The organism is Pseudomonas sp. LB1P83 (assembly GCF_054897885.1).
In genome coordinates, this window is the sequence record NZ_CM142709.1 from 5,877,659 (window position 1) to 5,900,767 (window position 23,109).

The 23,109-nt window shown below is 60.0% G+C and carries 23 protein-coding genes; 8 read left to right on the forward strand and 15 right to left on the reverse strand.

Annotation, left to right across the window (positions count from 1 at the left end; translation table 11 throughout):
• Positions 1-14: 14 nt before the first annotated feature.
• The gene (locus tag ACYZTY_RS27030; RefSeq protein ID WP_007945562.1) at positions 15-494 is read right to left on the reverse strand and encodes an RNA pyrophosphohydrolase; all 480 of its coding nucleotides are present in this window, start codon (positions 492-494) and stop codon (positions 15-17) included.
• A gap of 143 nt (positions 495-637) precedes the next feature.
• On the opposite strand from ACYZTY_RS27030, the gene ACYZTY_RS27035 reads away from it, so the two are divergent.
• Positions 638-1,294, forward strand: a complete 657-nt coding sequence (locus ACYZTY_RS27035) for a histidinol-phosphatase (RefSeq protein WP_461956179.1) — start codon at positions 638-640, stop codon at positions 1,292-1,294.
• 120 nt (positions 1,295-1,414) lie between these two features.
• On the opposite strand, the gene ACYZTY_RS27040 is transcribed toward ACYZTY_RS27035, so the two are convergent.
• Positions 1,415-1,840: a DUF2269 domain-containing protein gene (locus tag ACYZTY_RS27040; protein WP_461956180.1), complete on the reverse strand. Its 426-nt coding sequence runs from the start codon at positions 1,838-1,840 to the stop codon at positions 1,415-1,417.
• Positions 1,841-1,879: 39 nt separating this feature from the next.
• Entirely contained in the window at positions 1,880-3,394 is a 1,515-nt protein-coding gene (ilvA, locus tag ACYZTY_RS27045; RefSeq protein ID WP_461956181.1) for a threonine ammonia-lyase, biosynthetic, read from the reverse strand.
• A 292-nt stretch (positions 3,395-3,686) separates the two neighbouring features.
• Here ilvA and rpiA point away from each other — a divergent pair, with 292 nt between their 5' ends.
• Positions 3,687-4,358 (forward strand): ribose-5-phosphate isomerase RpiA, encoded by a 672-nt coding sequence (gene rpiA / locus ACYZTY_RS27050; protein WP_461956182.1) that lies wholly within the window; start codon positions 3,687-3,689, stop codon positions 4,356-4,358.
• 130 nt (positions 4,359-4,488) lie between these two features.
• Here the strand turns inward: rpiA and ACYZTY_RS27055 are convergent, their stop codons facing one another.
• The 4 genes from ACYZTY_RS27055 to ACYZTY_RS27070 form a co-directional block, all read right to left on the reverse strand.
• Positions 4,489-5,406 (reverse strand): SdiA-regulated domain-containing protein, encoded by a 918-nt coding sequence (locus tag ACYZTY_RS27055; RefSeq protein ID WP_461956183.1) that lies wholly within the window; start codon positions 5,404-5,406, stop codon positions 4,489-4,491.
• 105 nt (positions 5,407-5,511) lie between these two features.
• Complete coding sequence (locus ACYZTY_RS27060; protein WP_461956184.1) at positions 5,512-6,441, reverse strand: SdiA-regulated domain-containing protein; 930 nt, start codon at positions 6,439-6,441, stop codon at positions 5,512-5,514.
• Between the two features lie 256 nt (positions 6,442-6,697).
• Positions 6,698-7,363 (reverse strand): fumarylacetoacetate hydrolase family protein, encoded by a 666-nt coding sequence (locus ACYZTY_RS27065; RefSeq protein ID WP_461956185.1) that lies wholly within the window; start codon positions 7,361-7,363, stop codon positions 6,698-6,700.
• Positions 7,364-7,400: 37 nt separating this feature from the next.
• Positions 7,401-8,795 (reverse strand): FAD-binding oxidoreductase, encoded by a 1,395-nt coding sequence (locus ACYZTY_RS27070; protein ID WP_461956186.1) that lies wholly within the window; start codon positions 8,793-8,795, stop codon positions 7,401-7,403.
• A 204-nt stretch (positions 8,796-8,999) separates the two neighbouring features.
• On the opposite strand from ACYZTY_RS27070, the gene serA reads away from it, so the two are divergent.
• Positions 9,000-10,229, forward strand: a complete 1,230-nt coding sequence (gene serA / locus ACYZTY_RS27075; protein ID WP_415758711.1) for a phosphoglycerate dehydrogenase — start codon at positions 9,000-9,002, stop codon at positions 10,227-10,229.
• A 62-nt stretch (positions 10,230-10,291) separates the two neighbouring features.
• Here the strand turns inward: serA and ACYZTY_RS27080 are convergent, their stop codons facing one another.
• Positions 10,292-10,717 (reverse strand): DUF4399 domain-containing protein, encoded by a 426-nt coding sequence (locus ACYZTY_RS27080; protein ID WP_403107571.1) that lies wholly within the window; start codon positions 10,715-10,717, stop codon positions 10,292-10,294.
• Positions 10,718-10,851: 134 nt separating this feature from the next.
• Between ACYZTY_RS27080 and ACYZTY_RS27085 the strand changes: the two genes are divergently transcribed.
• Complete coding sequence (locus ACYZTY_RS27085) at positions 10,852-11,439, forward strand: transporter substrate-binding domain-containing protein (protein ID WP_461956187.1); 588 nt, start codon at positions 10,852-10,854, stop codon at positions 11,437-11,439.
• A 218-nt stretch (positions 11,440-11,657) separates the two neighbouring features.
• Here ACYZTY_RS27085 and ACYZTY_RS27090 read toward each other — a convergent pair whose 3' ends face one another.
• Positions 11,658-12,143, reverse strand: coding sequence for a 2-thiouracil desulfurase family protein (locus ACYZTY_RS27090; RefSeq protein ID WP_461956188.1), 486 nt, complete (start codon positions 12,141-12,143; stop codon positions 11,658-11,660).
• Between the two features lie 2 nt (positions 12,144-12,145).
• On the reverse strand, positions 12,146-12,778 hold the full coding sequence (locus ACYZTY_RS27095; protein ID WP_461956189.1) for a 2OG-Fe(II) oxygenase: 633 nt from the start codon (positions 12,776-12,778) through the stop codon (positions 12,146-12,148).
• A gap of 123 nt (positions 12,779-12,901) precedes the next feature.
• Between ACYZTY_RS27095 and ACYZTY_RS27100 the strand changes: the two genes are divergently transcribed.
• A complete protein-coding gene (locus tag ACYZTY_RS27100; RefSeq protein ID WP_461956190.1) occupies positions 12,902-13,654 on the forward strand; it encodes a DUF2059 domain-containing protein in 753 nt (250 codons plus the stop codon).
• Positions 13,655-13,789: 135 nt separating this feature from the next.
• Here the strand turns inward: ACYZTY_RS27100 and bipL are convergent, their stop codons facing one another.
• Entirely contained in the window at positions 13,790-14,737 is a 948-nt protein-coding gene (gene bipL, locus ACYZTY_RS27105) for a phospholipase BipL (RefSeq protein ID WP_461956191.1), read from the reverse strand.
• 97 nt (positions 14,738-14,834) lie between these two features.
• Here bipL and ACYZTY_RS27110 point away from each other — a divergent pair, with 97 nt between their 5' ends.
• Positions 14,835-15,413 carry a DUF6436 domain-containing protein gene (locus ACYZTY_RS27110; RefSeq protein ID WP_461956192.1) on the forward strand — a complete coding sequence of 193 codons (579 nt, stop codon included), beginning with the start codon at positions 14,835-14,837 and terminating at the stop codon, positions 15,411-15,413.
• Between the two features lie 102 nt (positions 15,414-15,515).
• Positions 15,516-17,927, forward strand: coding sequence for a penicillin acylase family protein (locus tag ACYZTY_RS27115; RefSeq protein WP_461956193.1), 2,412 nt, complete (start codon positions 15,516-15,518; stop codon positions 17,925-17,927).
• Between the two features lie 120 nt (positions 17,928-18,047).
• Here the strand turns inward: ACYZTY_RS27115 and ACYZTY_RS27120 are convergent, their stop codons facing one another.
• On the reverse strand, positions 18,048-19,013 hold the full coding sequence (locus ACYZTY_RS27120; RefSeq protein ID WP_461956194.1) for a GlxA family transcriptional regulator: 966 nt from the start codon (positions 19,011-19,013) through the stop codon (positions 18,048-18,050).
• Positions 19,014-19,373: 360 nt separating this feature from the next.
• Between ACYZTY_RS27120 and ACYZTY_RS27125 the strand changes: the two genes are divergently transcribed.
• Entirely contained in the window at positions 19,374-20,015 is a 642-nt protein-coding gene (locus ACYZTY_RS27125; protein WP_461956195.1) for an HD domain-containing protein, read from the forward strand.
• Between the two features lie 142 nt (positions 20,016-20,157).
• Here the strand turns inward: ACYZTY_RS27125 and ACYZTY_RS27130 are convergent, their stop codons facing one another.
• Genes ACYZTY_RS27130 through ACYZTY_RS27140 form a run of 3 tightly spaced genes read right to left on the reverse strand, consistent with a single transcriptional unit; the run spans position 20,158 to position 23,104 of the window.
• A complete protein-coding gene (locus tag ACYZTY_RS27130) occupies positions 20,158-21,048 on the reverse strand; it encodes an ABC transporter permease subunit (RefSeq protein WP_461956196.1) in 891 nt (296 codons plus the stop codon).
• Positions 21,045-21,926, reverse strand: a complete 882-nt coding sequence (locus ACYZTY_RS27135) for an ABC transporter permease subunit (protein WP_178082364.1) — start codon at positions 21,924-21,926, stop codon at positions 21,045-21,047. Before ACYZTY_RS27135 ends, ACYZTY_RS27130 begins: the two co-directional genes overlap by 4 nt.
• Positions 21,927-21,961: 35 nt before the next feature.
• Positions 21,962-23,104, reverse strand: coding sequence for an ABC transporter ATP-binding protein (locus ACYZTY_RS27140; RefSeq protein ID WP_461956197.1), 1,143 nt, complete (start codon positions 23,102-23,104; stop codon positions 21,962-21,964).
• Between the last annotated feature and the right edge of the window lie 5 nt (positions 23,105-23,109).

Here is a 23,109-nt window from a genome sequence, read left to right on the forward strand (position 1 = left end):
GTCGAACTCCGTCGTCAGTCGCGCGTTAAAAGGCGCGGGGCAAGCTCTTTGAGAGCGCGTCGATACACCTCGCGCTTGAATGTCACCACCTGGCCCAACGGATACCAATAACTGACCCAGCGCCAGCCATCGAACTCCGGTTTACCGGTCAAATCCATCCGCACCCGCTGCTCGTTGGAGATCAGGCGCAGGAGAAACCATTTCTGTTTCTGGCCGATGCACAGCGGTTGGCTGTGCGTCCTGACCAGACGTTGCGGCAAACGATAGCGCAACCAGCCCCGGGTGCAGGCGAGAATTTCAACATCTTCGCGCTCAAGACCCACTTCTTCATTCAACTCGCGATACAAGGCGTCTTCCGGCGTCTCCTGGGGGTTGATCCCGCCCTGTGGAAACTGCCAGGCATCTTGATTGATACGGCGAGCCCATAGCACCTGTCCGGCATCATTCGTGAGAATGATCCCGACATTGGGGCGGAAACCATCGGGGTCGATCACGGCAACAACCTCGCAAACGCATGTCGCCGCATTGTTCCACAAAGGTTGTGAAGGCAGCAACGAGCCGACCTACCTTATGTGCACTCTTGTGAAAAGTCCGTATTCTGGACGCCTTTCTACAGACTTTTCAGCGAGTAACTGCAATGCGGCTGGCTTTATTCGACTTGGACAACACGCTTTTGGGCGGCGACAGTGACCACGCCTGGGGCGATTACCTGTGCGAACGCGGCTTCCTCGACGCCGTCGCCTACAAGGCACGCAACGACGAGTTTTATCAGGACTACCTGGCCGGCAAGCTGGATAACGACGCCTATCTGAACTTCTGCCTGGAAGTCCTCGGCCGCACCGAGATGGCCACGCTGGATCAGTGGCACAGCGATTACATGCGCGACTGCATCGAACCGATCGTGTTGCCCAAAGCTATTGAGTTGTTGGCCAAGCACCGTGAGGCTGGCGACAAACTGGTGATCATCACTGCAACCAACCGTTTTGTGACCGGGCCGATTGCCCAACGCCTGGGCGTTGAAACCTTGATCGCCACTGAGTGCGAGATGGTCGATGGCCGATATACCGGACGCAGCACCGATGTTCCGTGCTTCCGTGAAGGCAAGGTCACGCGGTTGAATCGCTGGCTGGAAGAGACCGGGTATTCGCTGGAAGACAGTTACTTCTACAGCGACTCGATGAATGATTTGCCGCTGCTTGAGCAGGTGGCGAATCCGATTGCTGTCGATCCGGATCCGAATCTGCGCGCCGAAGCCGAGAAGCGTGGTTGGCCGGTAATGTCGTTGCGCGACTGAAATCGCCTTCGCGGGCAAGCCTCGCTCCTACAGGTTTTGCGTCACGCCTAAATTAGGCGAACAACACAAATCCTGTAGGAGCGAGGCTTGCCCGCGAATGAGTCGACTCGGTTCCGAGCCTTAAACCGGCTTCGCGCCCATCAACCCCGCAATCGCGATAAAACAGACGAAGCTGAACAATGCGAGGGCAAAGGTGAACTTGCCGCTGCCTCCCGGTGCCGTGCGCAACTTGTTAAGCCGCACCAACAACCAAAACCAGCCCAACGCCGCCACGGTGTAAAGCACACTCGACGCCAGCAACCAGGTCTGCCCCAGCGGCCAACCCACCAGATGTACCATCCACCAGCCGGTGAACGGCATGCTCAGCAACGCCAGGCCCATCAACAGCCAGACAAACACCCGTGGCCGCTGTAGCGTGCGTGCCGCAGCAGTCGCATCGCCACTACGCCGCGTTTGCCAAACCCATATCCCCAGGCCCAGCGCACAGCCCAACAATATGGCCGTCGCCGCAGTGTGCGCCATTTTCAGGGCGGTTAACGTTTCCATGGTTCGATTTCCTTATGACCTGCCCATCAGAGTAGCCGCTCAGCCAAGAAACAACTGATAGGCCGGGTTGTCGCTTTCGTCCCAGTACGGGTAACCGATTTCTTCCAGCGCCGCCGGCACCAGATGACGTTCGTCATGGGGCACTTGCAGCCCCGCGACCACGCGGCCATCCGCCGCACCGTGGTTGCGGTAGTGGAACATCGAGATGTTCCAGCGCCCGCCGAGTTTGTTGAGGAAGTTGAACAGCGCACCCGGACGCTCCGGGAATTCGAAGCGCAGAATCACTTCATCGACCACGTGAGCCGCACGACCGCCCACCATATGGCGAATGTGCAACTTGGCCAGTTCGTTATCGGTCAGGTCCAGCACCGGGAAGCCCTGCTCGCCGAGGCTGGCAATCAGCGCACTGCGCGGGTCGGTTTCCGGATGCGTCTGCACGCCAACGAAGATGTGCGCTTCGCTACCGGTGTTGTAGCGGTAGTTGAATTCGGTGATCTGGCGCTTGCCGATGGCTTCGCAGAACGCCTTGAAGCTGCCCGGTTTCTCGGGGATGGTCACGGCGATGATCGCCTCGCGACCTTCGCCCAGTTCGGCGCGTTCTGCAACATGGCGCAGGCGGTCGAAGTTGACGTTGGCACCGGAGTCGATGGCCACAAAGGTGTGGCCGGTGACGCCATTCTGCTCGACGTATTTCTTGATCCCGGCCACACCCAGGGCGCCGGCAGGCTCAGTGATCGAGCGGGTATCGTCGTAGATGTCCTTGATCGCGGCGCAGATTTCGTCGGTGCTCACGGTGATGACGTCATCGACGTAGTCTTTGCAGATGTCGAAGGTGTGCTGACCGATCTGCGCCACCGCCACGCCGTCGGCGAAGAGGCCCACGGTCGGCAGTACCACGCGCTCGCCGGCCGCCATGGCCGCTTGCAGGCAGTTGGAATCGTCCGGCTCGACGCCGATGATCTTGATGTCCGGGCGCAGGTACTTCACGTACGCCGCGATCCCGGCGATCAGCCCGCCGCCGCCCACCGGGACGAAGATCGCATCCAGACGCCCAGGGTGCTGGCGCAGAATCTCCATCGCCACCGTGCCCTGCCCGGCAATGGTGTGGGGATCGTCGTAAGGGTGGATGTAGACGTAGCCTTTTTCGTCGACCAGTTTCAGCGAGTAGGCCAGGGCTTCCGGGAACGAATCCCCGTGCAGCACCACTTTGCCGCCGCGCGAACGCACGCCTTCGACTTTGATTTCCGGGGTGGTCTTGGGCATCACGATGGTGGCCTTCACACCCAACACCTTGGCCGCCAGGGCCAGGCCCTGCGCGTGGTTGCCCGCCGACGCGGTGACGACGCCGCGAGCGCGTTCTTCATCGCTCAGCTGAGTGAGCTTGTTGTAGGCGCCGCGAATCTTGAACGAGAACACCGGCTGCAAGTCTTCGCGCTTGAGCCAAATAGAGTTGCCCAGCCGCTCGGAGAGCTGGCGGGCAGTCTGCAATGGGGTTTCTACGGCAACGTCATAAACGCGCGAGGTGAGGATCTTTTTGACGTACTGTTCGAGCATCGGAAAGCATCACTGAGCGGGTTGGGCAGGGTCAAGGAGTCTAACCCGGCTTTCGGGCGGGCGACCACACTTGTAGGAGCGAGGCTTGCCCGCGAAAGCGATCTAACTGCCAACATTTATGCTGGATGTAACGGCCTCTTCGCGGGCAAGCCTCGCTCCTACGGGTAACGGTCACGGCTAGGGTTACGGATGCAGAGAACAGTCACAACCTGCCAATCGGGCAATGACCTTCCCCGCCCCGGGGCCTATAATGCCGGCCTTTCGTTCCCTCCTTCGGCACCTCGGAGCCCGCATGACCCAGGATCAACTCAAACAGGCAGTGGCTCAGGCCGCCGTCGACTTCATCCTCCCGAAACTCGACGACAAGAGCATCGTCGGGGTCGGCACCGGCTCCACCGCCAACTGCTTCATCGACGCACTGGCCAAGCACAAAGGCGCGTTCGATGGCGCGGTCGCCAGTTCCGAAGCCACCGCCGCCCGCCTCAAGGGCCACGGCATTCCGGTGTATGAGCTGAACACTGTCAGCGACCTGGAGTTCTACGTCGACGGCGCCGATGAAAGCGACGCGCACCTGAACCTGATCAAGGGCGGCGGCGCTGCCCTGACCCGCGAGAAGATTGTCGCGGCCGTGGCCAAGACCTTCATCTGCATCGCTGATGGCAGCAAACTGGTGCCGGTGCTCGGCGCGTTCCCGCTGCCGGTCGAAGTGATCCCGATGGCCCGCAGCCACGTGGCCCGCGAGCTGGTGAAGCTGGGCGGCGACCCGGTTTACCGTGAAGGCGTGCTGACCGACAACGGCAACATCATCCTCGACGTGTTCAACATGCAGATCACCAACCCGGTTGAGCTGGAGACGCAGATCAACGCGATTGTTGGCGTGGTCACCAATGGCTTGTTCGCGGCGCGTCCGGCGGATTTGCTGTTGTTGGGTACTAGCGAAGGTGTGAAAACCCTCAAGGCCTGATAGTTCGCCGCCCCCCCCGTAGGAGCGAAGCTTGCTCGCGAAGAGGCCCTGACATTCAACATATTTATCTCGACTGTCAGGGCCTCTTCGCGAGCAAGCTTCGCTCCTACAATTGGTTTTGAGGTGTTGCTTAGGGTTGCGGTGGTTTTTTGAAGACGTAGAACAGGTTCGGCTCGCTCACCAGGTACATGGTGCCGTCGTCATCCATGGCGATGCCTTCCGCTTGCGGCACCGTCTTCTGCAACCCCTGACGACCTTTGCTCAATGACATGGTACTCAGCGGTCGCCCGTCCACATCCAGCTCCAGAATCAACCGCGACTCGTCGGACAGCGCCAGCAGATGGCCGCTGCGCTCGTCGTATTGCAGGCTCGACAGGTCTCGTACAAACATCCCGGCATCGCGTTTGGGGTTGTTGACCACGTGCACCGCGTAGGATTTCTCCGGGTTGTAATGCGGGAAACCCTGCACTTCGTAGATCAGCATCGGGTCGCGCTCCTTGGCGACAAACAGGCGCTTGCCCACCGAATCGTAGGCCAGGCCTTCGAAACCCTTGTTGCCGCTCATGTGCACACCGAGGGTCATCTGCTCGGCATCCGCCGCGTCGAGGAACGTGGTGTCCTTCTCCAGATGAATCTTGATCAGTCGTTGCTCGCGTTCGTCGGTGATCACGTACGTGTCGGCGCTGATGAACTCCACTGCCTCAGGGTCACCGAAGCCAACCAGCGAAATGCGTCGAATGATCCGCCCGTCCAGCGACAGCTCGATCAACTCGGCGTTTTTGTTGGTGACGGTGAACAGGCTTTTGCGCACCGGATCGAAGGTCAGCGCCGAAACATCGTCGTTGAGCCCATCGATGACCCGGGCTTCGATCTCCACCCGGTATTGATCCAGACCAATGGACTCGCTGCTGAGCGGTTGCCAGAGGGTGTTCAGGTTGAACCAGGCGCGCTCGAATAGACGCATGTATTGACCGACCGCAACCAGCGCGGCCAGTGCAATCACTGTCAGGATCAGAATGAGGGGTTTGGGACGGGCAAGTCGGCGCATTCAGGCGAGCTCGGAAACAGAAACAGGCGGATGAAATATCACGCCTGTATGAATTCAAGCTTAATGGCCAGTTGCCTTGGACCACAACTGCTGGATTCGGGGCGCCTATTTCTGCTTTTCGAAACGGTAAAACAGGTTCGGCTCACTGACCATGTACAGGTTGCCTGCATCGTCCATGGTCACGCCTTCGGCACGCGGAATGGTCTTCTTCAGGCCGTTGAAGCCGCCCAGCAAGGTCATGAAGCTGACCTGCTCGCCCTTCTCATCCAGCTCCAGCAGCAAGTGGGAGTCGGCAGACAGCACAAGGGTGTGGCCAGTGCGCGGATCGATGGCCAGCCCCGACAGGTTACGGATGTCCAGTTCGTCATTGGCGAGTTTCTGCTTGTCACCCTTGAGGATCTGACTGCCGTCGCTTTTCCAGCTGAACAGCGCCGGCGGGCGCTCCTCACCCAGCAGCAGTTGCTGGTTGCGCGGGTCATAGGCGATGGCTTCGAAGGCCTTGTTCTGGTCTGTCGAAGGGCCGAGGTCGTATTTTGGGAAGTTATCGCGGTTCAGTTCGCGAGTCTCGGCATCGACCTTGACGATGGAGAGCATGTGTTCACGCTCATCGACGATGGCCAGCAGGCCGTTGCCCATCACGGTCACGCCTTCCGGGTTGCTCCAGCCCACCAGCGGCATCTTGCGCAAGACGTCGCCCTGCAAGGTCAGCTCAACGAGGAACGGGTTTTTGCCCATCACCGAAAACAGGGTTTTGGTTTGCGGGTCGTAGGCCAGGTCCGACGCTTCGTCCTTCTCCATGCCCGGTAGCAGCTTGGCGTCGATTACCGCGCGGTAATCCGGCAGCCAGATACTTTCCTGACGCTCGGCCGGGCTTTCAAAACGCTCATGCAGCCAGAGCACACCGCGATCATCCCAATGCATCGCAAAGGCGAGGCCATAAGCGGCGGCGGCCACCAGCAAAAGCCAGGAATACCAACGCATGACAAAGCGCGAGCGGCGGGCAGTTTTGACAGTGGGCAGCGGTCGGGTGGCCATTCAGGAAGCGTTCCAGAAATTCAGGCTATGGGTAATAGCACAATTGGGACCGGCTCAGACGCCAGAATCCGCGGAATTATCCAGACAACATGTGAAAAAAACGGGAAATGGCGGGATTGCCCTTCTACTACCGAACACAAAACCCAATGTGGGAGTGAGCCTGCTCGCGATAGCGGTCTGCCATTCAACATTTAAGTTGGATGACAGACCGCTATCGCGAGCAGGCTCACTCCCACAGGGTATTGCAGTGTTTCGGCTAGCGGACGCTGCTGGTGAAGCTGCTGGCGCCCGGCAGTTCGATCACCAGTTCATCACCGACATTCAGCGGACCAACGCCCACCGGCGTGCCGGTCAGGATCACGTCACCGGCCTGCAGCGAGAAGCAGCCGGCCATGTGCTGGATCATCGGCACGATCGGGTTGAGCATGGCGCTGCTGTTGCCATCCTGGCGCACTTCGCCATTGATGGTCAGGCGGATGCCGATGTCGGTCAGGTCGGCAAAGGTGCTGCCGGACACGAACGGAGCAATCACCGCCGCACCGTCGAAAGACTTGGCGATTTCCCAGGGCAGTCCCTTGGATTTCAGCTCGGCCTGTTTGTCACGCAGGGTCAGGTCCAGGGCCGGCGCGAAACCGGAGATGGCATCCAGCACTTCTTCACGGCTGGGCTTGGTCGACAAAGGCTTGCCGATCAACACCGCGATTTCCGCTTCGTAATGCACCGAGCCACGCTCGGTCGGAATACTGAAACTGTCTTCCAGCGGCACTACGCAACTGCCCGGCTTAATGAACAACAGCGGCTCTGTAGGCACCGGGTTGTCCAGTTCCTTGGCGTGTTCGGCGTAGTTGCGGCCGATGCACACCACCTTCCCGAGCGGGAAGTGAATACGCGTACCGTCGACATACTGGTGCTGATAGCTCATGGACCGACTCCTGGTTCGTAGCGCTTAAATTCGAAAATCAAACAGCGAAGATCTTGCCCGGGTTCATGATGCCGTTCGGGTCGAATACCGCTTTGACGGCTTTCATGTACTCGATCTCAACCGGCGAGCGGCTGTAGGTCAAGTAATCACGCTTGGTCATGCCCACGCCGTGTTCGGCGGAAATCGAGCCGTTGTACTTCTCGACGGTTTCGAACACCCACTTGTTGACGGTCGCGCACTTGGCGAAGAACTCGTCCTTGCTCAGATTTTCTGGCTTGAGGATGTTCAAGTGCAGGTTGCCGTCGCCGATGTGGCCGAACCAGACGATTTCGAAGTCCGGGTAGTGTTCGCCGACGATCGCGTCGATTTCCTTCAGGAATGCCGGGACTTTCGACACAGTGACCGAAATGTCGTTCTTGTACGGCGTCCAGTGGGAGATGGTTTCGGAGATGTATTCGCGCAGCTTCCACAGGTTCTGCAACTGGGTTTCGCTCTGGCTCATCACGCCGTCCAGCACCCAGCCCTGCTCGACGCAGTGTTCGAAGGTTTCCAGGGCGTGGTTGGCCACTTCTTCAGTCGTCGCTTCGAATTCCAGCAGCGCGTAGAACGGGCAATCGGTTTCAAACGCCGCCGGCACGTCGCCGCGCGCCATGACCTTGGCCAAGGCTTTGTCGGAGAAGAATTCGAAGGCGGTCAGGTCGAGTTTGCTCTGGAACGCGTGCAGCACCGGCATGATCGAGTCGAAATCGGCGGTGCCGAGGACCATTGCGGTGAGGTTTTTTGGCGCACGGTCCAGGCGCATGGTCGCTTCGACCACAAATCCAAGAGTGCCTTCCGCGCCGATGAACAGCTGACGCAGGTCGTAGCCGGTGGCGTTCTTGATCAGATCGCGATTCAGCTCCAGCAGATCGCCCTTGCCGGTGACGACTTTCATGCCCGCCACCCAGTTGCGGGTCATGCCGTAGCGAATAACCTTGATCCCGCCGGCATTGGTGCCGATGTTGCCGCCAATCTGGCTCGAACCTGCCGAAGCGAAGTCCACTGGGTAGTACAGGCCTTTTTCTTCGGCGACGTTCTGCAGATGCTCGGTCACCACGCCCGGCTGGCACACAACCGTGCGGTCAGTCATGTTCACGTCGAGAATCTGGTTCATGTAGTCGAAGGACACAACGACTTCGCCATTGGCGGCCACGGCAGCAGCGGACAGCCCGGTGCGACCGCCGGACGGCACCAGCGCCACTTTGTGCTCATTGGCCCAACGCACAATGGCCTGGACCTGCTCAGTGGTCTTGGGAAACACGATGGCCGTTGGGGCCGGGGCGAAATGCTTGGTCCAATCCTTACCGTAAGCATTCAGGGAGTCGGCATCGGTCAGGACCTTACCAGGCTCAACCAGGGTCTTCAGCTCTTCAATCAGGGCAGGATTGGTCATCGACAGAACTCTCGAACAATTCATGGTCATCCTGAGAACGCTTCACGTCGCAGGAATGAGTGTTTAGCGGGGTGCATATGCTAGCATACCGACCCCGCAGCATAGTGCCCAACGGCTGTTCTGCGGCGACGGCATTGTTGCCGTCGGGGTCAGCATCTGTTGACCATTTCCTGCCATTTTTCTCCGGGATACAGGTTTACGCAGATGAGCAAGACTTCTCTCGATAAGAGCAAGATCAAGTTCCTTCTTCTCGAAGGCGTCCACCAATCGGCTGTCGACGTTCTCAAGTCGGCGGGCTACACCAGCATCGAGTACCTCACAGGTTCTCTGCCGGAAGCCCAGCTGAAGGAAAAGATCGCTGATGCGCACTTCATCGGCATTCGCTCCCGCACTCAACTGACCGAAGAGATCTTCGATCACGCGAAGAAACTGGTCGCTGTCGGCTGTTTCTGCATCGGCACCAACCAGGTCGACCTGAACGCAGCTCGCGAACGCGGTATTGCGGTGTTCAACGCTCCGTACTCCAACACTCGCTCCGTTGCCGAGCTGGTGCTGGCCGAAGCGATCCTGTTGCTGCGCGGCATTCCTGAGAAAAACGCTTCCTGCCACCGTGGCGGCTGGATCAAGAGCGCAGCCAACTCCTTCGAGATCCGCGGCAAGAAGCTGGGCATCGTCGGTTACGGCTCGATCGGTACTCAACTGTCGGTCCTGGCTGAAGGCCTGGGCATGCAGGTGTACTTCTACGACACCGTGACCAAGCTGCCATTGGGCAACGCCACTCAGGTCGGCAACCTGACCGAGCTGCTGGGCATGTCCGACATCGTCACCCTGCACGTTCCGGAAACCGCTGCGACCCAGTGGATGATCGGCGAGAAGGAAATCCGCGCCATCAAGAAGGGCGGCATCCTGATCAACGCCGCTCGCGGCACGGTCGTCGAACTGCAAGCTTTGGCAGACGCGATCAAGGACAAACACCTGATCGGCGCGGCCATCGACGTGTTCCCGGTGGAGCCTCGCTCCAACGACGAAGAGTTCGAAAGCCCGCTGCGTGGCCTGGACAACGTGATCCTGACCCCGCACATCGGCGGTTCCACCGCAGAAGCGCAGGCCAACATCGGTCTGGAAGTGGCAGAGAAACTGGTCAAGTACAGCGACAACGGTACCTCGGTATCGTCGGTGAACTTCCCGGAAGTGGCTCTGCCGGCTCACCCTGGCAAGCACCGTCTGCTGCACATCCACGAGAACATTCCGGGTGTGATGAGCGAGATCAACAAGGTCTTCGCCGAAAACGGCATCAACATCTCCGGTCAGTTCCTGCAGACCAACGAGAAAGTCGGCTACGTGGTCATCGACGTCGACGCCGATTACTCGGAAATTGCCCAAGAGAAGCTGCAGCACATCAACGGCACCATTCGTTGCCGCGTGTTGTTCTGATAGCGACTTGAGCGACAAAAAAAGGAGCCCTTCGGGGCTCCTTTTTCATGGGTACTACACTGTCATTTAACGTTGACGGTGATTTTCTCTGACACGATCGGTGGATCGAAGGCCATATGGTTCATGTCGCCCAACTCCAACTGCAAGGTGTGCTTGCCAGGTGTCAGCGTCAGCTCGGTTTCTGTCTGCGCCTTGCCGAAATGAACGTGATTGGCATCTGCCGGGATGACTGCCCCTGCTGCAACTACATCCTTGGCATCGACCAGCAAATGGTGGTGGCCAGTATTCTTGGTGGTATCGCCCGCTGGCGCCAACGCAACGTTCTCAACAGCGAATTTAATCTTGAAAGTTTGCGGGACAGTAGCACCATCTTCAGGAGAAACGATGGACACTTCGGCCCCTTTGGGGGCAGGCGTTGCAGCACTGGCCAGCACCGAAACGCCCATCAATAGGCCAGCCAATGCTGCACGTGACATAAACGTTTTCATTCTCTTCTCCAGTTTTTCCGTAAAATCCGCGTGGCCGAGACAACTTCACGGCCATTCGTTGTCGAAGGATCTCGACAACCATAGCAAAGCGAGCCTGAACTGAGCGTCGCGATAATGAATTCAAAGGAGTGACCATGCGCTTTTTGCCTGGCCTGATCTGCCTGCTACCCCTTTTGAGCCCTTTGGCTCATGCCGAACTGATTGACGATGTCTTCGATCGTGGCGAATTGCGCATTGCTCTTGAGGCTAATACACCGCCTTTCAATTTCAAGGACGACGGCAAACTCACCGGCTTCGAAGTCGAATTGGGCCAACTGCTGGCCAACGAACTGGATGTGCGGGCCGACTTTGTCGTCACCGATTCCAGCGATCTGTTGCCTGGTGTTGAAACCGGCAAGTACGACATCGCCATCAACCACATAGCAATGACCCCGGAACTGAAGGATCGTTTCGACTTCACCGAGCCTTACATTCACACCAATGCGCAATTGATCGCGCAGAAAGAAGAAGAGCCACGGTCAATGCTGCTGGTGCAGTCGCTGACGGAAGAAAAGCCGAAAGCGGCCCCAGCCGTGGACCTGGCGATTCCGTTTCAGAAGGGCAACCCGGCATTTCACGCGAGCCTGGAGAATGCGCTGCAACGGATCAAGGCGGATGGGCGGCTGGAGGCACTGGAGCAGAAGTGGTTTGGGGCGGACACGAGCGTGGCGCCCAAGCCTTAAGAGTTTTGTTGCTCTTTAGATCCCGCCCCTCACCCTAACCCTCTCCCCAGGGGGCGAGGGGACTGACCGTGGGGATCTGTAGAAATTTTGCGACCTGAAAGTCTTTGTGTTGAATCCATAATCGACTCGATCTTTCAGGTCGATGGATAGCGTCTGACACCTCGGTCAGTCCCCTCGCCCCCTGGGGAGAGGGTTAGGGTGAGGGGATGAATTCTGGATCAGCCCAATGCATCCAAAGCCACCACTGCCTCAACCAACTCCAGCTCACTGAAGACCTGCACGCCATTGCGCTTGAGCAACGCCGCCGTCACCCCTTCGCCATTGACCTTCACGCCGCTGAAGCTCCCGTCATACGTCAGCACATTCCCGCAGGAAGGGCTGTTGGCCTTGAGCACCGCAATCCGGATGCCATGCTCTCGCACCAGTTCCAACGCCTGATAAGCCCCCGAAAGAAACGCGGCGCTGACATCCTCGCCCTCGGCAGTCATTACAGAGGCGTGGCCATCCAGCACTTCACCACCCTGCCCGCCCGGAATTTCCGCTGCGGCCCTGGGCGTCGGCAAACCACCGGCCACTTCCGGACACAACGGCACCACTCGACCTTCGTCGATCCACTGTTGAAGCTGATCGAACGGCCCGCTCGCGCCGCCGTCGTAACGCACGCGGTGGCCCAGCAGACAGCGGCTTACCAGAATTTTCTGCATGATCAGAACGGCTCGTTACCACGACGCCGAAACCAGCCCGTCAACGACAGGCGATCCCGGATCGCGGGCAGGACTTCGTGGGGCACCTCGCCCGACAGGAACACCACCAGGCATCCGCCGGTGGGCACCACGTCGTGTTCGACGCCTTCATCCAGGTACATGCGCAACTGGCCACCGTGTTCGGGCAGCCAGGCGTCATTGAGATAGATCACTGCCGAGACCATGCGCCGGTCATCATCACGAAAACGATCGACATGCTTGAGGTAAAACGCACCGGGCGGGTACAGCGCGAAATGGCTTTCGAAATCTTCCAGGCCTAGAAACAGCCCGCGATTCATCGCCTCACGCAGGCTGTCCATCAAGCCCAGATAACGGTCACATGCTTGGGCCTGTCCCGGTTCGATCCACTGAATGTGGTCGCCGCGAATCCCCTCGCGAATCTCCGACGTCGGCCCGCGCCCCACGGCCGCCGGGGCCAATTCGCCCTCGGCTGCACGTTTACGGCACTCAGCCGCCAGTTCCCGGGTCAGACCCAGAGGCAGGAAAATATTCTGCTGCGACCAGCCGCGCTCGGCCAGGTCGTCGACGATACGTAACAGCAGCGGGTGATCAGAGGATATTTGCATGGCGCGCATAGTATTCCTGTGCCTGCAAATCCGACAGAGCCGCGCAGCGGAGGATTTGTCGGATTACTGATACGAATTCTCGACAAGTACGAAAGCCGCACGGAGAATAGTCGCCTGCTGACAGGAGTCCCTATGCGCCGTTTGCTTTTTTCACTGCTGATGCTCTGTGTTTTGCCCGCTTGGGCAGACGGCCACGACCAGTTATACAAGGTCGCCGGTTGGCCAGATCAGCGCGCGCATTTTAACGACGCCCTCTCAGCCGCCCAGCAGCGCTACCAGAACAGCCTGCCACCGGCAGTGTTTCAGGCCCTGGTGAACAACAGCAATCAACGTTTCGCCCCCCAGGCCGTGGACCAACGCGCCGAAGCGCAATTGCGCAAAAGCCTCTCCGATCCGAAACCCGCACTGGCCTTCTTTCAATCACCCTTGGGCAAGAAAATCGTCGCCGCCGAACTGCTGGCGACCCGTCGCGATCAGTTGGCGAAAAACGCCAAGGGTTTACCCAAGATTCAAGCCAGCGACAGCCGCATGCTGATCATCGGTCATCTGGCCCAGGCCCTGCCCGCTCGCGAGGCCGGCGCGGAAGTCAGCCTGGCGATTGCCGGCGTCGCGGCTGACAGCCTGAGTTCGATGATCCCCGGTTTGCTCGGTGGTGGACAGGCGCAGGGCATGTTGAACGGACAGCGCCAGCGCTTGATGGACCAGATCGGGGCTGATCTGAACAACACGTTGTTGTATGTCTATCGCGACTTGTCGGATGAAGAACTGGAAGAGTTCGCCACGTTTGCCGAGTCCACCGAGGGCAAGGCGTATTACCAGGCCGCGTTGGCGGCGATTCGGGCGGGGTTGGCGGTGGGGCAAAGCACCTCGAATCTCAACCCATAATTTTCAGCGCCTGGTACATCGCCTTCGCGGGCAAGTCGGGTCGCCGCACCGCTCGCTCCTACAGGGTTCGAGCATGACCTGTAGGAGCGAGCGGTGCGGCGACCCGACTTGCCCGCGAAGGGGCCGGAACAATCGCTAAAGATTCCGGCCTTTAATCCGCTTGCTCAGAAACCCGAAATACTCCCGCCGCATCTCCTCCGTCTCATTCGCCAAATGATGCCGCGCCTCTGGCAACATCAGCACCTGCGGCCGATCGAATTTGGCCTTCAACACCTCAAGGTTATGCTCCCAGTCCACCGTCATGTCCGCCTGCCCCTGCACAATCAGCGGTCGCCGTGGACTGTTCGGCGCCGCCTCGATTCGCTTGATCCACCGCGCCAACGCGCCGACCCAGGCCGTTGGCAGTCGTAGCGGTTGCAACGGATCGGCTTGCAGGAACGGCAAGAAGTCAGGGTCGTTGGAGTTCTCGCTGAAACGCCGGGCGATGGCTTTGACGAAAGGCTTGAGCAGGTAATAACTGAGTTGCGACCAACCCCAGGCGCGCGGCCGAACGAGTGGTGACAACAGAATCACCTGGCCTTGCGCCGGACTGTTCGCGCCCTGGTTGAGCACGTGATCGATCACAATCGCTCCGCCAGTACTCTGCCCGCACAGATGCCAAGGCTGCGGAAGGTCCAGCGATTGCGCCTCGGCAAGCAACCCTTGCAGCGTGTGCTGATACTCAGCGAAATCCTTGATGCTCGCCCGTTCACCGCTGGACAGACCGTGCCCCGGCAAGTCGCAGGCAATCACCGCAAAGCCCTGATCCAGCGCCCACTCGATCACATGCCGGTAAAGCCCGGTGTGGTCGTAGAAGCCGTGGAACAGAAACAGCGTGGCCTTCGCCTGCTCGGGCCACCAGACCTGACTGGCCACTTCATAGCCATCGACCTCGAAACGCCCCAACCCGCAGCGCTGCGTTCGCCCCGGAAAATCCAGACCGTAGAACCGCTGATAGGCCAGCGCTTCCACCGAAAGCGGCTGCCACTCGGCCAGTGGCCGCAGGCTGGCGCGCAAATGATCGGGGTCGAAAGTGGCAGACATGAACTATTCCAGAGCGCTAAACAGACTTTATGGGCCTGCGATATTCATCTGTCGCGGCAAGCATGGCAAGCTAGCCGACCTTCGAGGATTGAAACCCATGCGTCCGGCCTACCGCACCACACTGCTTGCCAGCCTGCTCGCCCTCGTGTGTGCCGGCGTCTTGTGGGCGGCCTATGACTGGTTTCAGGGACGCTACCTGCGCGCCTTCAGTTCACACACCGCGCTATTTTCCGGCGATCCGCTGCGCCTGCCCGACGAACTGGCCGGCCCCGGCGCCATTCGCCTGGTGCATTTCTGGGATCCGGCCTGCCCGTGCAATGTCGGCAACCAACAACACCTGACCGAACTGGTTGAGCACTACGTACCGCAAGGCGTGGAGTTTTACGCAGTACAAAAACCCGGCAGCCACGGCCAGTTGCCCAGCACCCTGAGCAGCCTGAAAACCATCACCGTGCTCCCGGGTTCCGAACAGATCCCCGCCAGCCCGGCGGTGGCGATCTGGGACCGCAGCGGCAAACTGGCGTATTTCGGTCCGTACAGCGAAGGCCTGACCTGCAATTCGAACAACAGCTTTATCGAACCCATCCTGCAAGCACTCAGCGAAGGTCGTGCAGTGGGCGCCACCCATACGCTGGCGGTCGGCTGCTACTGCCCTTGGCCGGAGGAAGTGAAGTAAGGCAATCCTGACTTTTCCAGGACCGCGATGCCCGGCACAGAAGGTCTGTGCTACATGTTTGCAGCCCGCACGGGCGGCAATCCCGAAGAACAAGGAGTCACCATGAAACGCGTCCTGACCGTACTGGTATTGCTGATCGTCACGCTCGTCATCAGCGTCGGCGGGTACGTGTACATCAAGCAGCCGACGCGCCAGGGCCAGGTGGAGTTGCAGCATCTTCAGGGTTCAGTGACCGTGCGCTACGACGAGCGCGGCGTGCCGCACATCCGCGCCGAGAACGAAACCGACCTCTACCGCACCCTCGGCTATGTGCAGGCCCAGGACCGCTTGTTCCAGATGGAAGCCATGCGCCGTCTCGCCCGGGGTGAGCTGGCAGAAATTCTCGGCCCGAAACTGGTCGACACCGACAAACTGTTCCGCAGCCTGCGCATCCGTGAGCGCGCCGAGAGTTACGTGGCCGCGCTGGATCGTCAGTCACCGGCGTGGAAGGCGCTGGAAGCCTATCTGGATGGCATCAATCAATATCAGGACACTCACGCGGCCCCCATGGAGTTCGACGTGCTGGGCATCCACAAGCGCCCTTTCACCGCCGAAGACAGCATCAGCGTCGCCGGGTACATGGCTTACAGTTTTGCCGCCGCGTTTCGCACCGAACCTTTGCTGACGTTTGTGCGCGACCAATTGGGCGCCGAGTACCTGAACATTTTCGACCTCGACTGGCAGCCCAAAGGTGTATTGTCCAAATCCCGTTCAACACCCGGCCCCACCCTCGCCGCCGCTGACTGGAAAGACCTGAACGCCCTCGCCCGCCTGAGCGAGCAGGCCCTGGCCGACAACGGCCTGCCGCAATTCGAAGGCAGCAACGCCTGGGTGATTTCCGGCAACCGCAGCAAAAGCGCCAAACCGCTGCTGGCCGGTGACCCGCACATTCGCTTCTCGGTGCCATCGGTGTGGTACGAGGCGCAACTGTCGGCGCCGGGCTTCGACCTGTACGGCCATCATCAGGCACTGGTGCCGTTTGCCTTTCTCGGCCACAACCTGGATTTCGGCTGGAGCCTGACGATGTTCCAGAACGACGACCTCGACCTGATCGCCGAGAAGGTCAACCCGGACAACCCGAACCAGGTCTGGTATCGCGGCAAATGGGTCGACATGGTCAATACCGAACAGCAAATCGCGGTGAAGGGCCAGGCGTCGGTCACCCTTACACTGCGCCAATCGCCCCACGGCCCGATCATCAACGATGCACTCGGCACCGCCGCCGGCAAGACGCCGGTGGCCATGTGGTGGGCGTTCCTTGAAACGCCGAACCCGATCCTTGAAGGCTTCTACCAGCTCAACCGCGCTGACACTTTGGCCAAGGCCCGCGCCGCAGCCGCCAAAGTGCAGGCGCCGGGATTGAACATCGTTTACGCCAACGCCAAGGGTGACATCGGCTGGTGGGCCTCGGCGCTGCTGCCCAAACGCGCCGCCGGGGTGAAGCCCGGTTTCATCCTCGACGGCAGCACCCATCAGGCGGACAAGGAAGGTTTCTACCCATTCAGCGCCAACCCGCAGGAAGAAAACCCGGCCCGTGGCTACATCGTCTCGGCCAACTTCCAACCGGTGTCGCCGACCGGCATGGAGATTCCCGGTTACTACAACCTCGCCGACCGGGGCCAGCAACTCAATCGCCAGCTCAGCGACAAGAGCGTGAAGTGGGACAACGAGGCCAGCCAGAAGCTGCAACTGAGTACCACCACCGCCTACGGCCCGCGTCTATTGGCGCCGCTGCTGCCGGTGCTGCGTGAAGTGGTCAGCGATCCCGCCGAGCTGAAACTGGTGGAGCAACTGACGCAATGGAAAGGCGACTACCCGCTGGATTCCACCAGCGCCACGCTGTTCAACCAGATCCTGTTCAACCTGGCCGACGCGACGATGCACGATGAGCTGGGCAATGATTTTTTCGAGACCCTGCTCTCGACCCGTGTGATCGACGCCGCACTACCACGCCTCGCCGCGACCGCCGATTCACCGTGGTGGGACAACAGAAATACCCTCGGCAAGGAAACCCGCGCCGACACGGTGAAAGTGGCCTGGCAAGCGAGCATCGTCCATCTCAAGACCACCCTTGGCGCCGACTTCGCGCAATGGCAGTGGGGTAAGGCGCACACCCTGACCCACGGTCATCCATTGGGCATGCAGAAGCCGCTGGACCGGATCCTCAACGTCGGGCCGTTCGCGGCGCCCGGTACCCACGAAGTGCCGAACAACCTCTCGGCCAAAATCGGCCCGGCACCGTGGCCCGTGACTTATGGTCCGTCGACCCGGCGGCTGATCGACTTTGCCGACCCGGCCCACAGCCTGACCATCAACCCGGTCGGCCAGAGCGGCGTGCCGTTTAACAACCACTACGACGACCAGGCTGAAGCGTATGTCGAAGGGATTTACTACGAGGCGCATTTCAATGACGAAGAAGTCACGGCCAATACGCGCAGTACGTTGAAGTTCTTGCCGGCGCGGGCTGCGCCGTAGATTTTTGCTGGCCGGGCTGACGCCTTCGCGGGCAAGCCTCGCTCCTACAGATGACCGCATACCCCTGTAGGAGCGAGGCTTGCCCGCGAAGAGGCCCTCAAGGACAACACAAATTCCTGCTCAAACCATCGCTGCAAAATTCAGCCTGAACTGCTGCGGCGTCACCCCCAACCTGCGGTTGAACACCGTGCGCATATGCTGGGCATCGCGAAATCCGCACTGATACGCCACTGTCTTGAGCGGCGAATGGGTGCTTTCAAGCAGCACCCGCGCCGCATCCACCCTCGCCCGCTCGACGAATTCAGCCGGGGTGATTTTCGCTTCCTTGGCGAACACCCGGGAAAAGTTGCGTGCGCTCATGTTGGCGGCGTTCGCCAGATCGGCAATGGTCAAGTCGCCGGTGAGGTTGGACAGAACGTAGAGCTGCACCAGCGCCACCGCCGACGTTGGTTCGGCGTGGGGCGTGAGGAACGGGCTGAACTGCGATTGCCCGCCCGAGCGCTGGGTGAACACCACCAGCCGCTTGGCCACGCTCAACGCCACTTCCGGCCCGTGGTCCTGCGCGAGCAAGTACAACGACAAATCGATCCCCGCCGTCACCCCGGCCGAAGTGAACAGCTCGCCGTCCTGAACGTAGAGGCGATCGGCTTCAACCTGAGTCGACGGGCACAACGTGTCCAGCGCCGCTGCATCGCCCCAATGGGTGGTGACTGTCCGCCCTTCGAGCAATCCGGCCCGGGCCAGCATGAACGCGCCGTTGCAGATCGAGCCAAACCGTTGCGCCCGCGCGCAGGCATCACGCAACCAGGTATCGAACACCGCGCCAAAATCCAGGAACGGCAACTGCGGCCCGCCGGCCACCAGCAGCAAGTCATAAGCGTCCAGCGCTTCGCTGAAATGCCGATGAGCATTGAGTGACAAACCGTTGGAGCACGGCATCACCCCGCGCTCGACGCCAATGACCTCCAAGCGGTAATGGTCTTGTGGTTCGAGGAAACGATTGGCTTCGGAAAACACATCCATGGGACCAGTGACGTCCAGCGACTGGACGCCTGCAAACACCACGATGGCAACGGTTTTACTCATGGCAGGAATCGCCTCAATTGTGAGCCATCACACGACCTGTAGCAGCTGCCGAGCCTGCGAGGCTGCGTTCGGCTGCGAAGCAGTCGTAAACCCTGCGCACGCGATTCCCCTGAAAGAACGCAGTGCCTGATTTTACGACTGCTTCGCAGCCGAACGCAGCCTCGCAGACTCGGCAGCTGCTACAGGGCATGCGTGCAACCCGGATTCAAACTTAGCCAATCCGGGCGCAACAAGCGAGGTTGGCGCGATATGCCTGTTCATTGGCCGGGATCGCAGCCATGGATCGATTGTCCGGTTGGGGAGGCGGGAACAGACTTGCTCCATCAGCGCCGCCACGGCGTTCCCCACGAGGAAAGCACCATGAGCAGCAACATTGCCGGTATCAAAATCCCCGACAGCGCGTTGGCACGGGCCACCACAGAATACATTCGCGACGCCGAGTCCGACCTGCTTTACCACCACTCGCGCCGGGTGTTTCTGTTCGGTGCCCTGAGCGGTGAGCGCAAGCAGTTGGCCTACGATCCGGAAATGCTCTACGTCGGCGCCATGTTCCATGACCTGGGCCTGGTGGAAGGTCATCGCACGGACAACGAGCGCTTCGAAGTCGATAGCGCCAACGCCGCCAAAGCGTTCCTCAAGCCTTACGGCCTGAGTGATGACGATATCGAGCAAGTGTGGTTGTCGATTGCCCTGCACACCACGCCGGGTGTGCCGCAGCACTTGCGGTCTAACGTTGCGCTGGTCACGGCCGGTGTGGAAATGGATGTACTGGGCATCGACTACGCCGCGTTTTCCACGGTGCAACGTGAAGCGGTGGTGCATGCGCATCCACGGGGCGAAGGGTTCAAGGAATGCATTCTGTGTGCGTTCGCCAATGGCTTCAAACACAAGCCGGACACCACGTTCGGCACGGTAAACGCGGATGTGCTGGTGGACAGCGAGCCGGGGTTCAAGCCGATGAACTTTGTCGAGATCATCCGCAAATCGCCTTGGGTCGCCTAAAACAACTGTGGGAGTGAGCCTGCTCGCGATGGCGGCGTCACAGTCAACATTGGTGTTGAATGTCAGTCCGCTATCGCGAGCAGGCTCACTCCCACATGGGATCTGGGTTGGCCACGCAGTTGTGGTCAACCCTGCACTGCGTTTAGGCCGCTTCCGGCGCTGGGGCGCGACGCACGTCCGGTTGTTTCCAGGAATCGGCAGCGCTTTCTTCGATCGCCTGCTGGATCGCACGCTTGCGCGCTTCTTCGGCACGGCGGCTGAAGAACCAGACCAGGAAGGTCATCAGCGATACCGCCAGCAGAATCAGGCTGGCCACGGCGTTGATCTCAGGTTTAACCCCCAGACGCACCGCCGAGAACACTTCCATCGGCAAGGTCGTGGAACCCGGCCCCGACACGAAGCTCGCCAACACCAGGTCATCCAGGGACAGGGCGAAGGACATCATGCCGCCGGCCCCCAGAGATGGCGCGATCATCGGGATGGTGATCAGGAAGAACACCTTCCACGGCCGCGCCCCCAAGTCCATGGCCGCCTCTTCGATGGACAGATCCAGCTCACGCAACCGCGCCGACACCACCACCGCCACATACGCCGCACAGAACGTGGTGTGGGCGATCCAGATGGTGATGATGCCCCGCTCCTGTGGCCAACCGATCATCTGCGCCATCGCCACGAACAGCAGCAACAGCGACAGACCGGTGATCACTTCGGGCATCACCAGCGGCGCGGTGACCAGGCCACCGAACAGCGTGCGACCCTTGAAGTGGGTGATACGGGTCAGGACGAACGCCGCCAACGTACCCAGTGCCACCGCCGCCACCGCCGTGTAGCAGGCGATTTCCAGCGAGCGCACCACCGAGCCCATCAGTTGCGTGTTGTCCATCAACCCGACATACCACTTGATCGACCAGCCGCCCCATACCGTCACCAGTTTGGAAGCGTTGAACGAGTAGATCACCAGGATCAGCATCGGCGCGTAGATGAACAGCAACCCCGCGATCAGCATGAAACTCGAGAAACGGAAGCGCTTCATTCTTTACCCTCCATTTCTTTGGCCTGACTGCGGTTGAACAGGATGATCGGCACAATCAGGATCAACAGCATCACCACCGCCAGGGCAGACGCCACCGGCCAGTCACGGTTATTGAAGAACTCTTGCCAGAGGACTTTACCGATCATCAGGGTTTCCGGACCGCCCAGAAGTTCCGGGATCACGAACTCACCCACGACCGGAATGAACACCAGCATGCAACCGGCGACGATGCCGTTCTTGGACAGCGGAATGGTGATCTTCCAAAAGCTGTTGAAGGTGCTCGAACCCAGGTCCGATGCGGCTTCCAGCAGACTGTTGTCGTGCTTCACCAGGTTGGCGTAGAGCGGCAGGATCATGAACGGCAGGTACGAATACACCACGCCGATGTACACGGCGAGGTTGGTATTGAGGATCTGCAACGGCTCGTCGATCCAGCCCATGGTCATCAGGAAACCGTTGAGCAGACCGTTGTTGCTGAGGATGCCCATCCACGCATACACGCGGATCAGGATCGCGGTCCAGGTCGGCATCATGATCAGCAGCACCAGCACCGTTTGCATCTCTTTACGGGCACTGGCAATGGCGTAGGCCATCGGGTAGCCGATCAGCAGACAGAGGACGGTGCTGATCAGCGCCATCTTCAGCGAGCCAAGGTAGGCGGCGATGTACAACTCGTCGCCGGCCAGCATCGCGTAGTTGCCCAGGTTCAACAGCACCTGGAGCTTCTGGTCGATGAAGCTGTAAATCTCGGTGTACGGCGGAATGGCCACGTCGGCTTCGGCGAAGCTGATCTTCAGGACGATGAAGAACGGCAACATGAAGAACAGGAACAGCCAGATGAACGGAACCCCGATGACCAGTTGGCGGCCACCGGGAATTATTCGATTGAGGCGGCGTTTGAACTTGCGCATGTTCATGAGCGAAGTACCACGCCGCTGTCGTCTTCCCAGTACACGTAAACCTGGTCACCCCAGGTTGGGCGCTGGCCACGACGTTCGGCGTTAGCCACGAACGACTGGACGATCTTGCCGCTCGGCAGTTCGACGTAGAATACCGAGTGCCCGCCGAGGTAGGCGATGTCGTGCACCTTGCCGCTGGACCAGTTGTATTCGCAGGTTGGCTGGACCGGCGTCACCAGCAGTTTTTCCGGACGGATCGCGTAGGTCACGGATTTGTCCTGCACCGAGGTGCTGATGCCGTGGCCGACGTAGATCTGGCGGTCCAGGTCCTTGCAGGTGATGGTCGCGTGGCCTTCGGCGTCGTCGATCACTTCACCGTCGAAGATGTTGACGTTGCCGATGAACTCGCAGACCAGGCGGCTGGTCGGGGTTTCGTAGATGTCGATCGGGCTGCCGATCTGGGCGATCCAGCCCAGGTGCATGATCGCAATGCGCTCGGCCATGGTCATGGCCTCTTCCTGGTCGTGGGTCACCATGACGCAGGTTACGCCGACCCGCTCGATGATCTCGACCAGCTCCAGTTGCATTTGCGAACGCAGCTTCTTGTCCAGCGCACCCATCGGCTCGTCGAGCAGCAACAGTTTCGGCCGCTTGGCCAGGGAACGCGCCAGGGCCACACGCTGACGCTGGCCACCGGACAACTGATGCGGCTTGCGCTTGGCGTACTGGCTCATCTGTACCAGCTTGAGCATATCAGCCACGCGCGCATCGACTTCAGCGGCGGGCAGCTTGTCCTGCTTGAGGCCGAAGGCGATGTTCTGCGCCACGGTCATGTGCGGGAACAAGGCGTAGGACTGGAACATCATGTTGATCGGCCGCTCGTACGGCGGCATGTCGGTGATGTCCACGCCATCGAGGAAAATGCGCCCCTCCGTGGGCCGTTCGAAGCCTGCGAGCATGCGCAGCAACGTGGATTTGCCCGATCCCGAACCGCCGAGCAGGGCGAAAATCTCGCCCTTCTTGATTTCCAGGGACACATCGTCCACGGCAATCGTCTCGTCGAACTTCTTCGTGACCCGGTCGATTTTGACCAACACCTGTTTAGGTGTCTGGTCGCCCTCGAGGGCTTTCTTATAGGCGCCGGAGGCAACTGCCATTTACG

Excerpts from the sequence above, each read along its gene's own strand:
- ACYZTY_RS27035 (WP_461956179.1), top strand. The coding sequence starts at position 638 with ATGCGGCTGGCTTTATTCGACTTGGACAACACGCTTTTGGGCGGCGAC.
- ACYZTY_RS27040 (WP_461956180.1), bottom strand. The coding sequence starts at position 1,840 with ATGGAAACGTTAACCGCCCTGAAAATGGCGCACACTGCGGCGACGGCC.
- ilvA (WP_461956181.1), bottom strand. The coding sequence starts at position 3,394 with ATGCTCGAACAGTACGTCAAAAAGATCCTCACCTCGCGCGTTTATGAC.
- rpiA (WP_461956182.1), top strand. The coding sequence starts at position 3,687 with ATGACCCAGGATCAACTCAAACAGGCAGTGGCTCAGGCCGCCGTCGAC.
- ACYZTY_RS27055 (WP_461956183.1), bottom strand. The coding sequence starts at position 5,406 with ATGCGCCGACTTGCCCGTCCCAAACCCCTCATTCTGATCCTGACAGTG.
- ACYZTY_RS27060 (WP_461956184.1), bottom strand. The coding sequence starts at position 6,441 with ATGGCCACCCGACCGCTGCCCACTGTCAAAACTGCCCGCCGCTCGCGC.
- ACYZTY_RS27065 (WP_461956185.1), bottom strand. The coding sequence starts at position 7,363 with ATGAGCTATCAGCACCAGTATGTCGACGGTACGCGTATTCACTTCCCG.
- ACYZTY_RS27070 (WP_461956186.1), bottom strand. The coding sequence starts at position 8,795 with ATGACCAATCCTGCCCTGATTGAAGAGCTGAAGACCCTGGTTGAGCCT.
- serA (WP_415758711.1), top strand. The coding sequence starts at position 9,000 with ATGAGCAAGACTTCTCTCGATAAGAGCAAGATCAAGTTCCTTCTTCTC.
- ACYZTY_RS27080 (WP_403107571.1), bottom strand. The coding sequence starts at position 10,717 with ATGAAAACGTTTATGTCACGTGCAGCATTGGCTGGCCTATTGATGGGC.
- ACYZTY_RS27085 (WP_461956187.1), top strand. The coding sequence starts at position 10,852 with ATGCGCTTTTTGCCTGGCCTGATCTGCCTGCTACCCCTTTTGAGCCCT.
- ACYZTY_RS27090 (WP_461956188.1), bottom strand. The coding sequence starts at position 12,143 with ATGCAGAAAATTCTGGTAAGCCGCTGTCTGCTGGGCCACCGCGTGCGT.
- ACYZTY_RS27095 (WP_461956189.1), bottom strand. The coding sequence starts at position 12,778 with ATGCGCGCCATGCAAATATCCTCTGATCACCCGCTGCTGTTACGTATC.
- ACYZTY_RS27100 (WP_461956190.1), top strand. The coding sequence starts at position 12,902 with ATGCGCCGTTTGCTTTTTTCACTGCTGATGCTCTGTGTTTTGCCCGCT.
- bipL (WP_461956191.1), bottom strand. The coding sequence starts at position 14,737 with ATGTCTGCCACTTTCGACCCCGATCATTTGCGCGCCAGCCTGCGGCCA.
- ACYZTY_RS27110 (WP_461956192.1), top strand. The coding sequence starts at position 14,835 with ATGCGTCCGGCCTACCGCACCACACTGCTTGCCAGCCTGCTCGCCCTC.
- ACYZTY_RS27115 (WP_461956193.1), top strand. The coding sequence starts at position 15,516 with ATGAAACGCGTCCTGACCGTACTGGTATTGCTGATCGTCACGCTCGTC.
- ACYZTY_RS27120 (WP_461956194.1), bottom strand. The coding sequence starts at position 19,013 with ATGAGTAAAACCGTTGCCATCGTGGTGTTTGCAGGCGTCCAGTCGCTG.
- ACYZTY_RS27125 (WP_461956195.1), top strand. The coding sequence starts at position 19,374 with ATGAGCAGCAACATTGCCGGTATCAAAATCCCCGACAGCGCGTTGGCA.
- ACYZTY_RS27130 (WP_461956196.1), bottom strand. The coding sequence starts at position 21,048 with ATGAAGCGCTTCCGTTTCTCGAGTTTCATGCTGATCGCGGGGTTGCTG.
- ACYZTY_RS27140 (WP_461956197.1), bottom strand. The coding sequence starts at position 23,104 with ATGGCAGTTGCCTCCGGCGCCTATAAGAAAGCCCTCGAGGGCGACCAG.